The 15803-nt window shown below is 42.6% G+C and carries 10 protein-coding genes; all 10 read right to left on the bottom strand.

Annotated elements, in window-relative coordinates; genetic code table 11:
• Window positions 1–13: 13 nt before the first annotated feature.
• The 10 genes from DXB39_RS11380 to DXB39_RS11335 all read right to left on the bottom strand — a co-directional run bounded on the left by DXB39_RS11380 (window position 14) and on the right by DXB39_RS11335 (window position 15575).
• A complete protein-coding gene (locus DXB39_RS11380; protein ID WP_117841879.1) occupies window positions 14–1402 on the bottom strand; it encodes a flagellin N-terminal helical domain-containing protein in 1389 nt (462 codons plus the stop codon).
• Between the two features lie 81 nt (window positions 1403–1483).
• On the bottom strand, window positions 1484–4585 hold the full coding sequence (locus tag DXB39_RS11375; protein ID WP_117841878.1) for a DUF6240 domain-containing protein: 3102 nt from the start codon (window positions 4583–4585) through the stop codon (window positions 1484–1486).
• Between the two features lie 180 nt (window positions 4586–4765).
• Window positions 4766–5098: a hypothetical protein gene (locus DXB39_RS11370; RefSeq protein ID WP_117841877.1), complete on the bottom strand. Its 333-nt coding sequence runs from the start codon at window positions 5096–5098 to the stop codon at window positions 4766–4768.
• 46 nt (window positions 5099–5144) lie between these two features.
• Window positions 5145–5645 (bottom strand): PTS sugar transporter subunit IIA, encoded by a 501-nt coding sequence (locus DXB39_RS11365; protein ID WP_117841876.1) that lies wholly within the window; start codon window positions 5643–5645, stop codon window positions 5145–5147.
• An 88-nt stretch (window positions 5646–5733) separates the two neighbouring features.
• Complete coding sequence (locus tag DXB39_RS11360; RefSeq protein ID WP_147343896.1) at window positions 5734–6591, bottom strand: MurR/RpiR family transcriptional regulator; 858 nt, start codon at window positions 6589–6591, stop codon at window positions 5734–5736.
• Between the two features lie 135 nt (window positions 6592–6726).
• Window positions 6727–8106 carry a PTS transporter subunit EIIC gene (locus tag DXB39_RS11355; RefSeq protein ID WP_117698781.1) on the bottom strand — a complete coding sequence of 460 codons (1380 nt, stop codon included), beginning with the start codon at window positions 8104–8106 and terminating at the stop codon, window positions 6727–6729.
• 38 nt (window positions 8107–8144) lie between these two features.
• Window positions 8145–10034 (bottom strand): oxidoreductase, encoded by a 1890-nt coding sequence (locus DXB39_RS11350; protein ID WP_199535137.1) that lies wholly within the window; start codon window positions 10032–10034, stop codon window positions 8145–8147.
• A gap of 368 nt (window positions 10035–10402) precedes the next feature.
• The gene (locus DXB39_RS11345; protein WP_117841874.1) at window positions 10403–10975 is read right to left on the bottom strand and encodes a PBECR4 domain-containing protein; all 573 of its coding nucleotides are present in this window, start codon (window positions 10973–10975) and stop codon (window positions 10403–10405) included.
• A 292-nt stretch (window positions 10976–11267) separates the two neighbouring features.
• On the bottom strand, window positions 11268–13175 hold the full coding sequence (gene glgB / locus DXB39_RS11340; protein ID WP_117841873.1) for a 1,4-alpha-glucan branching protein GlgB: 1908 nt from the start codon (window positions 13173–13175) through the stop codon (window positions 11268–11270).
• Window positions 13176–13202: 27 nt separating this feature from the next.
• A complete protein-coding gene (locus tag DXB39_RS11335; protein WP_117841872.1) occupies window positions 13203–15575 on the bottom strand; it encodes a tetratricopeptide repeat protein in 2373 nt (790 codons plus the stop codon).
• Window positions 15576–15803: the final 228 nt, after the last annotated feature.

Here is a 15803-nt window from a genome sequence, read left to right as displayed (position 1 = left end):
CAGTCTCCTTTGATTACTGAAGTAACTGTAATACCTGCTGTGGAATGTCATTTGCCTGGGACAATACGGAAATTGCTGCCTGGGACAATACATTCTGCTGTGTATAATTGGTCATTTCCTCTGCCATATCTACATCTGAAATACGGGAAAGTGCAGATGTCATATCCTCGCTGGTCTCATCAAGACTTCCTACAGTAGAATCCAGACGGTTCTCACAGGCTCCAATGGCAGAACGTACGGAAGATACTCTTGCCAGTGCATTATCTAATGCAACGATTGCCCGGTCTGCTCCGGTTACAGTTGTTACATCTAAATCATCCAGATATAAGGTCTCGGTATCAATCTCCGGAATATCTACTTTAATGGTCTGGTTTTCATTGGCTCCTACCTGAAGATCCATGGTTCCAATGTCGGTCACTTCTAATTTAGCAGTACTTCCTGCGGCAAGTCCGCTCTTGGTAAGAAAAGACATTTCAAATCCATCACGGTCTGTAATAGTTACTTTATTGCCATCGACTGCGGCAGTTGCAGTGGTTGAAAATCCGCTTCCTGCAGCATGAATATCTACCTCAGCATTGGTTCCGTAAGATACTGCCGGTGTCATGGAATTAAATCCAAGCTGTGCTGCCAACGCAGCATCGCTGATTGTGATTTCTACTTTGCCTGTCTCGCCATATGCAGTGGATTCAAAGGAAAGCTTACCGCCATCTGCTTTTACGGTAGTCTCGCCTAACTCACCGGCTGTTCTGATTTTCTCAAAGACCTGCTCATAGGTATCGGTTGCTTCTATTTCTACGGATGAACTGTTAATTTTCATTTTACCGGACGCTCCGATTGTTGCTGTCATATCATTAAATGCAACGGTATCTGCATCCTTCTTTGCAGTCTCAGCTGCCTGATTGATGGTTACGGTATAATCTGCTGCGGTTACATTACTGGATACTGCCATTCTTGTAGCGTTGGTTCCATATACTCTTCGCTGGATGCTGCCATCCAGTAAGGATTTGGTATTGAACTCGGTATCCTTGCTGACACGGTTAATTTCTTTCTTTAATTCTTCTACTTCCTGCTGAATTGCTTTCTTATCATCCGGTGTATTGGAATCACTGGCTGCCTGTACAGAAAGCTCACGCATTCTCTGTATCAGGGAAGTCACTTCATTTAAGGCTCCATCGGTTGTCTGTAATACGGAAATACCATCAGACGCATTCTGGGATGCCTGGTCAAGTCCTTCAATCTGTAAATTTAATTTATTGGAAATTGCCATACCTGCCGGATTATCTTTGGAATGATTAATCTTTAATCCGGAGGACAGACGCTCCATTGCCTCGGTTACTTTATTTTCTGTACGCAATAACTGTTTATTTGTAATTACTGCTGACATGTTATGGTTTACTTTCATTTATCTTAATTCCTTTCTTCCATTCATGCCCGCATCCTTGCGGTCTATTGACGTTCCATGTCTTATGTATTGTATATCGGACTACCTTTCTAAGGACTTAACCGCTTTTAGGAAACTTTCTGCCATTCCATAAAGTGTCTTTGTCTGAATTTCCGTATCTGAAGAATTCTTTTCTTCCGGCTTGTCTGTATTTTCAGAAGAAACTTCTGCGCTGTGATGGATTCCATCCTTCTTTATTTCCCCGGTCATATAGCTGATGCTGACTTCCTGTCCCGGCTCCTGTGCAAAAAGATTTTCCCACTCTTTCGCATGGCTTTCAAATAATGCCGTTGTCTCTTTGGATTCTGCTGCAATATAACCGGAAATCTTTTCCTTGCCGGCACGAAGCTGCGCTGCCACTCTTCCCAACCGGTCTGTCTCAAAAACAACATCCACCAGACCTTTCTTTTCTTCACCACGGACAATCTTAAGCGAAACGTTGCAGGTCTCGCCCTGTACCAGTACCGGAACTGCATATTCTTCTTTCTTTGCCGCCGCACTTCCCAATGCAATCTGGGTATGCATCATTTTCAGTTCCTGCAAATCAAGGCTTGTAAGATTATCCTCCGACATCATCATGGTCTTCATGACATTCTCTGCGGTATCTGCCAGCTTCCGCTGGGCTTCTGCCATTTCCTTCGGTGTCTTAACTGCTTCTGCAAAATCAGAAAATATTTTTTCTTTGATATTTTCCAGTTCCTCTGTCAGATTTTCACTCCTGTCTGCCATCTTAAACAGACGGTTAAATACCTGATTCCGGTTGTTCATATAATCTGCTGCCGCAAGCACCCGGTTAACGGTTGCCGGCATATCAAGCTGTTCTAACCACTCATAGACTTCCTGTGGTGCCGCCGCTGCCTGGGACAGTTCCTGTACCTGTTCCCTCCGGTAAGCTGCCTCTGTTTCCTCTTCCTGCTCCACTTCTTTCATGGCATCTGCCAGTTCTTCCGGTGTCATGGAAAGCCATTTTTCATCTTCCATAAATGGTGCAATCTTCTCCGGTACCAGTCCGTCTTTCACATCAGAAAGCTTATTCTTCTGGTAAGCTCCCTCAATCTGCTCCGTAATGGAAATGCCGGCTCCTTCTTTGGTCTGTACGCCTCCAAAATCATCATCTACCTGATAATCCATGGCACCATGCTTTGCGGAACGAACCTGGGTCAGAAGTCCACGCAATGTAATATCTCCGCCCTGCTGCAGCAAGGCTCCGATTGCTGCGCCGTCTGTCTTTTCTACCTGACGGATCAGCCGGTATACACCGATATAAGCACTTCGTTCTTCTTCGCTGATTTCCTTATTCTGCTCTAATTTATAAAGGTATTTACTGAATTTTTCCTCTTCGGTAATGCCCTGTTCTTCCTGAATCTGCTCAGATACGGTGTTTATCTCTTCAAAGCTCATATCCAGCGGATTCATGCCTTCTTTTATCATGGTACGCACAACTGCCGGTTTTAAATGCTCAAATGCCCGCTGCACTTCTTCATCCGCAGCTTTCATTTCCGCAATATTTTCCGGTGTCAGCTCCATCTGGTTATAAGCTAAGATTCTGACGGCACGCTGATTTCCATAGCTTGTTTCCAGGTCTAAATCCTTTAAAATATCATCCACATTGCGGAATGCCTTGGAAATGGAATCTCCCATGTCCTGACGAGGTGCGGTCATCATAGTCTCATATCGTTCTCCTGCCTTTTCAAAGGTATCCTTTAAGGCAGCTCCATCTTCATAGAGACTCTGCAATGTTGTTTCATCTACCGGATGGATTCCAAGAGCATATGCCGGCATCGCTTTTAATGCTTCAGATGTGTCCATGACATTCCGGAACAATGCCACATCCGCTTCCTTTGGTACAATGCCATCCCCGGAAAGGAGTCTGCTGTAATATTCATTTTCCTGTGTTTTCAGTTCTTCCACCAGCTGGGACAATTCCATGGTATCAATGGAAATTCCTTTTTTCAGTAAAGAAAGGTTCGCTTCACTGGTCATTTTCAGTCTGGTTTCCTCTAACTGTCTTCTTGCAGTCAGAAGGTCTAAGCCGCTTTTCGTATAAGCTGTTTTATCCGCTGCCGCTGAAACTTTTGTGTCCTTGTTCTTTATCTCATCCGCAGCTTTTTTCAGATTCTCAATAGTAAGCGGTTCTCCGGAATTTACCACATAGGCAAGTTCCTCATTCGTTACATTGGTAATGACGTCCAATGCATCCTGCGCCTGATCCTTGAAATCATTTCCGGAAAGTACGACATCCTGCGGACGGATTCCATCGGAAATTGCCTCTGCCGATACCGCTACAATTTCTTCCTCACCAAGCGGAAGCTGTAACTGCTGCAATGTGGATAACTTCTCTAAATTCTCTGCAGTCAGTGGAATACCATTTTCAATGAGCCATCTGCCATCTGCCATATTCTGCTCATTGACATCCATACCGCTTTCGGATATTACGGCTTCTATCTGCTGCTTTAACGCATCATAATCAAGGTCTGTCATCTGCTGCATTCCGGCATAGGTTGCACTCCCGGAAAATTCTGCTTTGTACAAATTGGCAGTGGTAACCGGCAGTTCATTATCCAGTATATATTTCATGCTTCCTTCATCCGGTGTATGAAGTTCTTCCATCATATTTGCAGTCTCTGTAATATCTTTTACATTATTCTCCGTCACCGGGATATTTACGGTATTCAGGGCTGATTCTATATGCTGTGCCATTGCAGTGCTTCCTGCCATCGCTTCAATCTGGGCATCACTGAGTCCGTCCCCGAAATAGCTGATGTCCTCTCCTGATTTTGCCAGACGCATCTTCATCTTATCGGTCTCGGTTACTACCGTTGGAATCTCCGTATCCGTCAGGGAAAATCCATCTTCTTCCATTGCTTTTACATCTTTTCCCGTAGTATGGTCTGATGCAAAAAGCATCTCATTTTTCATCTGGGTTGCGTCCAGATTGGATGCCTGCTCCTTAATCTTCTCTAAGGCATTTCCCTCTTTTTCCGGCTTGCCATAAGTCGGCTGCTCTAACAGACGATCTGCCTTTCTGTCTTTTTCTATTCTTACAATGGATGCGTCCTTCTTCGCAGCTGCCACATTGTCCTGTCTGGCGTTTCCTGTCACCACTACATTGGCATCCATTTTCTGATTCTGTTCTATCCGCATGAAATTCCTCCATTTTCACGGTCTTATCAAATGTCCTGCTATTTTATTATGTCGGTTGATTGAGTGAAAAACTTAAGTAGGTAGCGAAAAACCAGATAGCCATTTTCTTATGAAAGAAAGAACTATCTGGTTTTATACACTTTTTATTTTATTACTATTTTTCTATAAATTACTTTTGATTTACAGCTCTTCCGGCTTTGTCAAATCCGAAAGGCTCATCTCCTGAGATGGCTTCTCCGGTGTTTCGCCATTTCCCAGTGCGCCACCCATTCCCTGACGGCTGATGGTTGTATCATCCGTTACGGTTATGGTCTTTTCTTCTCCGCTCAGTGTAAGCGTTCCGTCATCGAAACTGTATGCTCCAACCTCTATCGTAATGGAATCATCACTAACGCTACTGACCTCGCCATATAAGGTATCGCTTTCCTCTGCCTCCGTAGAAACCTCCGTGTGGGTTGCTGTATTGTTTCCGCATCCGCTTAAAGTTGAAAAACTAAGTACAAGTCCTAACATTATAATATGTGAAGTTTCTATGTTTTTTAATTACAAATTTCCAATCTTAAAATTCTACGATTACCGTCTCGTTCTGTACTGCATCCATTCCGGTATGAAACTTCATATCCGGGTACTCATCTCCGTTGGTAAATACCAGAATGCAGGTTTTCTCATATCCCTGGGCTTTGATTTTCTCCGGGTCAAATTCTAAGAGCTTGTCTCCCGCTTTTACTTTCTGTCCCTGTTTTACAAAGTAGCGGAAACCATCGCCCTGCATATTTACGGTATCGATTCCTTCATGAATCAGGACTTCTGCTCCGTTTGATAAGGTTAATCCAACCGCATGCCTGGAATCATCCATTAATAAAGATACTGTTGCGGCACATGGAGCGGTAACAATATTTCCTTCCGGCTCAATTGCCAGTCCATCACCTAACGCCTTTGAGGAAAATACCTCATCCTTTACTTCTTCAATCGGAATTACTTTTCCCGACAGATATGCTTTCAGAACCGGTGTCTGGTTCTCTTCTGCAGAATTTTCTTTATTTTTAAAAATGGAAAACATCTCTATTTCCCGCCTTTCTTTTCTTTTTTCACTTCTATGCTGCCAAGCCTGGTTGGTTTACATAACTATAGACAACATCCTCGTCTTTCTACTGCTCTTTGCTTTCTTTTATGAAATACGCCTTTTCCTTTGTCTCCTTTTCATTGCTTTCATAATCAAGCTGATACAAAAATGAAAACATGCAATCCAATATAAAATGGAATGCACTATATACCGCAAACGTATCTATTTTCTCTTCATAAGAGCCCTGCTCCTGGATGTCCACCAGGATGACTTCCTGACACATTTTCGCCACGGAGCTGTCTGGAGTTGCCGTAATTCCTACGCAGTACCGTTTATTCTTTTTCAGAAGCTTTAAGCTTTCTACCACATCCCGGTTTTCACCAGACTGGGAAATTGCCAAATTGACGGTGTGCTCCGTTGCCGTCAGTGCATAGCCCGGCAGGAAACAGGAACTCATCGTCAAGTTTACTATTTTACCAAAACGCAGCATTTTCTGTTGAAATTCCAGCGCTACTGTGGCAGAGGTTCCGACACTGAAAACATTAATCATATCAGCTCTGCTCATCCGCTGTACAATGCGGTGCAGCTGGTTATAATCAAATCCAGACACTGTTTTTCTTATAGTCTCATTATTTAATTTTGCAAGTTTCCTTGCTATCTGTTCAAAAGAGTCATTTCCCGAAAAAGGATAGTTTGCATCTACTACGCCCTGATTTGCAAATGCTTCATATTCTGAATAAAACAGAATCTGAAATTTTTTATATCCATCCAGTCCCAGCTTTCTACAAAATCTTGTAATAGTAGACGGCGACGAAAAAGTCGCACGCGCCAAGGACTGAATGGACATATTTTTTACATCAAACCCATTTTTCATCAAATAAGCTGCAATACTTTTTTCAACATCTGTAAAGTCTGCCTGCTTCATCAGTTTTTCTATAATCATAGCACTTCCCTTTCTTCCGGCAGCTTTTGCCAAATAATTTTACATTTATTTTAGCAGAGAATCCACCGGAAAAAAAGGGAAGATATTGTAAATTACCTAAAATATGCTTTGCGGGTTTCCCGCATCAATTATATTCTAGTCATATTCTTTTACTTTTCCGCTCTTAAGCAGGAATGCTGTAATTCCGAATCCTAAAACAATGGATACAATAATTCCTACGCAGTACATCGGGAAGTTGACACATCCAAACCAGCCACTGAAAGCAAGAAGTCCTGAGAAGGAGAAGTTTGTTGCTGCAACACCGCCGATTCCAAGAACTAATCCTGCTGCTGCACCGGAAACAATCATTGTTCCAAGCAACCATTTGCTTCTTAAAATGATACCGTAAAGTCCAGGCTCTGTAATACCGCAAAGTGCATTGGTAAATGCTGCTGAACCGGCAGTTGTCTTGTCTCCTGCATTTTTTGCAAATACTGCTACTGCAAGGCAGATTCCAAGTGCTGCATAGTTGCCCATTCCACCTGCTGCCAGTGCCGGCTCAAAGCCCTGCTCTGCCATAATTCCAAGGAGAATCGGAGTAACTGCCCAGTGCATACCAAGAAGGATTACCAAGGAGAATAATCCACCAAATACAATGCCTACAAGAATCTTGCTTGCGCTTACTACACCGTATACAGCATTAATTCCGTTTGCAACAAGTCCGCCCAGTGGTCCAAATACAAGAATGCTAAGTGGAACAAATACAATCAAACATAAGAATGGAACAAGGATAAACTGCACTACCTGTGGCAAAATCTTTTTCAGCCATTTTTCAAAATAACTCATGCAGAATATTGCCAGTAAAATCGGGATAAAGGAACCGCTGAAATTATATGTGGTAAAGTTAATTCCCAATAAGGAAGCTTTCTCACCGGTTACCAGAAGGTCTGCTACGCCAGGATACATAATGGATGCACCCAGTGTTACGGCTACATATGGATTACATTTAAAATGCTTTCCTGCTGTAAATGCCAACAGAATCGGGAAGAAATAAATCAGCGAATAAAAAATAGAATAAAAGGTCTGGTAAGTAAGACCTGTGCTGTCTACTACGCCAAGATTTGCCAGTAATCCAATTAATCCGGATGCGATACCACCGGTTGCCAGAATCGGAATATACGGTGCATATACATCGGACATCATTTTTGTAAATCTGTCTAAAAGTCCGACTTTCTTCTTCCCGTCATCCACAGCTTCTGCTGGATTTTCTGCTTTTAATTTGGATTTCAGTGCCGGAACTTCTGCAAGCTGTGCATAAACATCACCTACATTTGGTCCGATTAATACCTGATAATATCCGGAGCCGATTAAGGTTCCCAGTACACCTTTTACTTTCTTTAAGGAGGCCTGATCAAATTTTGCTCCATCCTTTAATGTAAAACGGAGTCTTGTTGCACAGTGAATACAACTTTCAATATTATCTGTGCCACCCACGCCGGCGATAACCGCCTGAATTAATTCTGAGTAGTCTTTCATTCGTATTACCCCTTTCTTTTGTGTAATTCACATTTTTCTTATATATTTAATCCTGCTGCAAACCCTTCAAAATTTGCATTCATAATGTTCGATGGACTGATACAGTCCCCAATTGCTATGGTATCTTTACAAATTCCGTAAAATGCTTCTACAAGCTTTTTCTGTGCCGAAAGTCCGGTAGAAAGAATCAGGTTGTCATAGGAAATACTCTTCTCTTCTCCCTTTTCATCCTTATAAACAACAACATCCTCTTCGATTCTGCTGCAACCGCATTTTAACAGGCTGTGAAGATTCTCATACTGCAAAAACTTCTGACGTAATGCTTCCCGGTATAAAGAGTTGGCATTTGCTGCCAGTGTATCGGTCAGTTCCAGAATGGAAACATTCTTTCCCTGCTCGGCAAGCTCTAATCCTATCTCGCATCCAATACTTCCTCCACCGAGGATTACTATCTCCTGTCCTAGCTGTTCCGGATGCATAATCGCTTTTGTTGCAAGCTGTACCTTGGGATTATCAATTCCCGGAATCGGAAGAACCCGCTCCGTAGCACCAAGGGCAACTATCAATGAATCCGGCTGAAGCTCTTTTATAGACTCCGGTGTTGCTTCTGTGTTCAGACGAACCTCTATCTTTCTTTTTGCCATCTGAGTCCGATAGTAATTTAACAGCCGCTTAATTTCTTCCTTGTGTGCTTCCTTTTCAATGAAACGAAGCATGCCGCCCAGTTCACTTTCCTTTTCCAGTAATGTAACCTGATGTCCCCGGTCATATGCTGTCATGGCAGCTTTCATGCCTGCCGGTCCTCCGCCAACGATTACCACATGCTTTTTCTCTTTTGCTTCCGGCAAATCCAGTCCCGATGGAACAAATTCCTCATTATGATATCTTGGATTTACGGAGCAGCCTACATTCCAGTGGTCTGTGGAAATGTGATAACAGTTGGAGCATCTGAGACACGGAACAATGTCTTCCGGATGCCCCTCCAGTGCTTTCTTCGGCCAGTTCGGGTCTGCCAGAAGTGTTCTTCCAAATGCCACCATATCCACGTAACCCTTTGCAATAATTTCATCTGCCATTTCCGGCGTCATAACGGCGCTGACCACAGAAACCGGAATCTTAAGCTCCTGCTTTGCAATTTTTGCCCATTTGAGATTCGGCATTTCTTCTTCCAGATTGGTTGTGATGCAATGCACATTTGCTTCAAACACTTTATCAATTCCAGATGAAATCTGAACAGTATCCACATACCGCTCTGCCTGTTTCAGGAAGTACATCACATCCTCAAAGCTTATGGAATCTTCAATCCATTCATAGGCACTGACACGCATATCAATCGGATAATCTTTTCCAACTGCTTTCCGGACGGTTTCTAATATCCGAAGTGGAAAACGGCTGCGGTTTTCGATGCTTCCACCGTAGGAATCTGTCCGGTGATTGTAATGTGGGGAAAGGAACTGTGCCGGAAGCCAGCCATGTCCGAAGTGAAGAAAAATGGAATCGAAACCAATTTTTCTTGCACTTGCTGCGGTCTCGGCATACCACTGCAACGTTTCTTCCATCAACGCTTCATCCATTTCCTTTACTTCCACTCCATCCGGGCGGATAAATCCAGACGGTCCTTTCGCATAATCCACCGTTCTTGCATCCTGTCCTGCGTGAAAGATTTCGATAGAAGCTTTCGCTCCGCCTTTGTGAATCTTCAACACTTTCTTTCTGGTGGCTTCTCTTTCATACTTGGCAAATGGATACGGTTCTTCCGGACTTGCAAAACTGGAACGTCCCGGTTCTACTATTGCATGTCCCGCAATTACAAGTGCTGCACCGCCCAACGCTTTTTCTTCAAAATCATCACCTGTCGGTGTTGCCACAATTCTATTTTTTAATATCATTCCATTAATAGAAATTGGCTGAAATAAATGATTATACACGTTCTTCTCCTTTCTGCTGTATTTTATTTACCTTCATCTTAAGGCACTTAAACCGCAGAAACAAGCCATTGAAAACAACTGGAAAATATTTTTCACAATCTCTATTTTTCATCATTTATTTATGAAATTTATTATCTTTTTATAATTTTGGGCTTCACTTTTTGCTTATATTTACTTTCATACAGCAACTACGAGAAACACGCTTTGCGAGTTTCTCGAGTTATCGCGTTGCTCGCCAAATCTGAGTAGAAAAGGAGTTCACTCAAGCAAGCTTGGCTCCTTCTTTTCTCCCAGATTTTTCTCGCTACTCGCGTAAATAAAACAGCCATCTGGAATTTCATCCAAATGGCTTGCTAATATACATATTATTATTTTTTTAACCTGTCATACAAAACAATTTCTTCACCTGTGTTCAAATTATATTTCTTTTTATATAACAGGGTCCATGAAGCCTGCTTCTTGGTATAATCTTTTTCCCCTTTCGGAAAGAATGACCTGCAAAAATACTTATCATCTGTAGCATGCGATAAAAACAGATATAAATCTTTCTCTTCCATTTTATTTTTCATCAGATAATCAGCCTCTATCATAGAATACATATTTGCCTTCTTGTTATACTTAAATATTGTATCATTACTATCTAATAACTGCTCCAACAACGGAAGGAAATTCACTCTTTCTTCTATTCTTTTATAAAAATCCGATGACTCAACTTGTTCTGTGCTAATGCTTCCCGACATTATCCCATCAAATACTTTTCCTCTGTCTCGATTTAATTCAGGTCGATCAACCAAATACTGTAATCCCATCAAATGAAAGCAGTCCTTTTTATCAAAAGTAATTCTTAGAGTTACAGCTACCTCTTTTCTCCCCAATACAATCTTGTATTCAGTATTTAAAAGCGGAAGGAAAGCACTTACACAATCTTTTATATTTCGCATAAAGTCAGTTCCTCCTAATTATGTAAAAAGAAAGGCTCTGCTAAAATTAGCAGAGCCTCCGACATTTTCTTTCGAAACCCACGGTCTCTAGCCAGATTGTGGTAAATGTCAAACCCTTATAAAGCTCGTAAGGCACTGCTCTCTGGCACAACACCTTACCTCCACGCTTGGCAGACACTCAAGTTGCCTGTCTTTAATATTATACTAATCACATTGAAAAAATATGTCAATCCATAATTCTTAATTTTATAAAAAATTCATATTTCCCACTCATGCGATTTTTTTCTGTCCTCTACATTACCCGGAACACTGCGACACCAAATGGCGGCAATGGATAGGAAATGGAATACGCTTTGCCATCGCATTCCGACTTCACTGCCTTGTAGCTTGCCGGTCTGCTCTTATCTGCTTCTGTACCGCCGAAACGGACTTCATTGCTGTTTAACAGCAGATGGTAAGTACCTTTCTTTGGTACACCTACACGGTAATCATCTCTGGCTACCGGTGTCATGTTGCAGACAAAGAGAAGAGAGTTCTTGCCATTCTTGCTCTTGCGGACGAAGCTGTAGATGCTTCGGTCTGCATCATTTGCATTAATCCATTCAAATCCGTTCCAGTCACTGTCCTGCTCATACATTGCCGGATATTTCCGGTAAATATGAAGCAGTTCACGGAAGTATTCATTTAACTGTCTATGACGTGGTTCTTCCATAAGATACCAGTCTAATTCACGCTCTTCGCTCCACTCACGAAGCTGTCCGAAATCCTGTCCCATAAAGAGGAGCTTCTTGCCCGGATGTCCCATCATAAAGGAGTATGCGCTCTTTAAATTACGGAATTTGTCTTCCTCATCACCTGGCATCTTCTCCCACATGGATTTCTTCAGATGCACAACCTCATCATGAGACAGCACCAGTATGTATTTTTCAGAGCTGTTATAACTCATGGCGAAAGTCATCTTGTGATGATTATTTTTACGGAAATACGGGTCTAAAGACATATAATCCAGGAAATCATGCATCCATCCCATATTCCATTTGTATGTGAAATTCAATCCGCCCTTGTCTGCCGGTCCGGTTACCATCGGCCATGCGGTAGATTCCTCTGCAATCATGACAGTACCATGATTTCTTCCGGTGATTAAGGTATTGATATGGCGGAAGAATTCGATGGCTTCTAAGTTCTTGTTCTCACCATATTTATTGGCAATCCACTGTCCGTCTTTCTTGCCATAGTCAAGATATAACATGGATGCCACCGCATCTACACGGAGTCCGTCAATGTGATAATGTTCAATCCACATTAAGGCACTTCCGATTAAGAAGTTCTTTACTTCGGATTTGCCATAATCAAAAATCTTAGTACCCCACTCCGGATGTTCACCCATCCGTGGGTCAGAATATTCATATAACGGGCAGCCGTCAAAATCAGCCAGTCCGTGGGCATCCTTCGGGAAATGTGCCGGTACCCAGTCTAAGATAACGCCAATGCCATGCTTATGCAGGTAGTTTACCAGATAAACAAAATCCTCCGGCGTTCCATACCGTGAAGTTGGTGCATAGTAGCCGGTTACCTGATAGCCCCAGGAACCATCGTATGGATATTCGGAAATTCCCATTAATTCTACATGGGAATATCCCATGCCTTTAACATATTTTGTCAGTGCTTCTGCCATTTCACGGTAGGAATAGAATCCCTCATCTTCTCTTCCCGGATGGCGCATCCAGGAACCCAGATGTACCTCGTAAATTGCCATCGGCTCTGCATAGACATCTTCTGTCTGTTTCCGTTTGTCCATCCACTTATCATCTGTCCATTTGAAATGCTCAATATCAGCAATACGGGAAGCTGTTCCCGGGCGTACCTCTGCATAATTGGCATATGGATCGGCTTTATACAATTTCCGTCCATCTGGTGTGATAATCAGATATTTGTATAGGTCTCCTAATTTTGCCTTTGGAATAAATGTTTCATAAATTCCAATTCCTAACGGCTCTAACCGCCGCATCGGATTTGCTGTCTCATCCCAGTCATTAAAAGTTCCAATGACATAGACTTCTGCAGCATGTGGTGCCCAGACATCGAAAAGAATCCCCTTTTTCTTCCTTATCTCTGCCGGATGAGCTCCCAGTTTCTTATAAATGTCATAATGTGTTGCCTGGCCAAATAAATACATATCCAGTTCTGTGAAGTTCCCCATTTATACTACACCTCATTTCTTTCTTTCCTATTCTTCGAAATCCTTTTCATGAAGGATGACATAATCATCATCTTTGTATTTCTTTGAGAAAAATACCTTCTTAATGCTGAATTTCTCGGAATTGGCAATTGCTTCGTCCACGATTTCTTTCACCTCGGTCAGTGTGGTCGCTCTGTCTAAGCGTTGAATATTGCTAATTCTATTGTATAGAGCAAGAACTGCCATCTCATCTATTTCATAGGTCAGTTCGTGGGCATACGATTTTGCAAAGGATACCAGCTCATCACTGGTAAATATCGGAAGTGTAATCTTCTCGGTAAATCTTTTTGCAAAAGATTCATCCCGTCCCATTGCTTTGGTGATACCCTCTCTGGTATCTTCCGCGATTACAAGGATTCCGGTGTCATCCGCTTCTAATGCCAGTGATAATTTCACAGCTGTCTCCCGGCTGATTCCTCCGATTTTTTCTATAATAAGACATCCACCGGCAACTTTCTTTAAAAGCTCCGGGATATTTTTCTGATTTAATGAAACGGCATCTATCTTTCCGACACGCTTGCCCGGCTTTCCGATTTCATTCTGGATTGCCTTCACCAGTGCGGTGGCAAGTACGGTCTTACCGCTTCCTCTTGCTCCCTGAATCAGGATGTTGCCACCTTTAATTCCCTTTTCTAAATGTTCAATTGATCCTTCCATTGCCTGACAAATCTGCGGCTCCATTCCGGATACCGGAACAAAATAAGTAAAGATAGCTTTCTGTTCCTTGGAAAGATGGGTAATCGGTTTTCTCTCTCCGATGTTATCCTCATCTAAATCCGGCTCTGCAATCTCCGGAAGTTTCTCCTCCGGCTTTGCATCCTCTGTCTCAGCTTCCGGTTCTAACTGTATATTCGGTAAGACTTCTTCTGCAGCATCGGATACTTCCTCTGCTTCTGTTGCTGCCACTTCTTCTGCTATATCGTCCGGCAGTGCAATCTCTGGGAGTTCTTCTTCCGGAGAAAGTTCTGTCATTTCTTCTGTGCCAGCCGCCTCTCCGTTCTGTCCCGGTACACCGGCAGCTAGGAATTCATCGATTTTCGCATTTGCCTGACTGATGGAATCAATCTGCTGCTGCAAAATATCATTCATATTGGCAACAAGCTGTCCGGCTTCTTCCTCCGGCAGCTTGCCTAAATATTCTTTTTCTAATAATTCTTTGGAGGTAAGTCCTGCATCCAGCTGCGGAATTACATCTGCAAGACGCTCCATGATATCTCCGGCTTCTGCTAATGCCTTTGCCTTGGCAGATTCTAACTTCTGCTGCTCCGCTTCCTGTAATGCTTTCTCTGCGGCACGCTTGGTCTTCTCCCACTCCTCTAAAATATCCTGTATGCTCATCTGTCCGGTAATCTGTGCTTCTAATGCACTCTTCTCCGGGACTACCATACGCATCTGACCATCATAATCTTCGCCTAACATCTCCTGGAAATTAATTTTCAGGGAGCCATCGATTTCTTCATCGGTTGGGATATCCGCAAAACGCTCCTTCTGTGCTTCTTCATCCTGCGGAAGCTGCAGATACGGAATCTCTTCTACAATTTTCTTGATGCCCTGCATGGTATCTGCCACTTCTTCCTTCTCTGTGGCATTCATAATCTGCTGCATGCTGCGGGCTAATTCTTCCTGCAGGTTTACCGTATTAAACTTCTCTGCATTGGTGGTTACCGGTTTAATCTGTACCGGCTCCTTGATAATCTCACCGGATTCCAGATAATCCTCCGGCCGCACTTCCACGATTCCGTCCTTACGCTGTTTAAACTGGCGGTACTTGTCCTCCTGTGCCCGGTTTAATGGCTGATAAAGCATCTTTAATTCCAGTGCTTTCTCTACATATGGACCATCACCAAACCAGAGAATCAGTTCATCACAGGCATTGATACATTCTTCGCTGCGTCCCGCCTGATGATATAAATATGCCAATTCAAATGCCCATTTCTCGGTATATTCCTGTTCCTTTAATTCTTCGAGAATCTGAATTAAAACATCCAGTCCTGCACCCTTTGCTTTATTCATCTCATAACGGAGAATATATTTCAAATTATCATGGGGTGCAATCTCTACAAACTCATCATAATATTCCTGTGCTTCATCAAATTCCTTGGTTTTAATGGCAATCTCTGCCAGCTTATAGATAATCATTCGTCCGATCGGAGAACGGTCATATGCCATCAGAAGGATCTCTTTTGCTTCATCATAACGACCAATCTGTGCATAAATATCTCCGGCTTTCATCAGTGCGTTGACATTACGGACCTTTCGCCAGTTGATACTGTCAGCAATTTCAGCAGCTTCTGTATACTGCTTCTTCGCCATCAGATTTTTTATTTCATCTAGTTTTAATTTGTATTCATATTTATCCAAAATATGTCACCTCAATATCTATTTCAAGTAAACTTAAATTCATCTTTTTTCGTCAGGGTATACTGACCCCAATTATTGTTTTAAGTGTACCATAAGGGGTGCCTTCTGTCAAAAATAATCGAACCGGCACGACGGACTTTTTCATGTTTAAAAAAGAATGTACCTTGCACATTCTCGCGCCTGCGGCGGTCGCTTGCGACATCTACCTTATACGCCGCAGTGCTCAGC

This window comes from Roseburia sp. OM03-7AC, from assembly GCF_003462625.1.
Taxonomy (GTDB): domain Bacteria; phylum Bacillota; class Clostridia; order Lachnospirales; family Lachnospiraceae; genus Roseburia_C; species Roseburia_C amylophila.
This window is presented reverse-complemented; position numbering and strand designations above follow the sequence as displayed.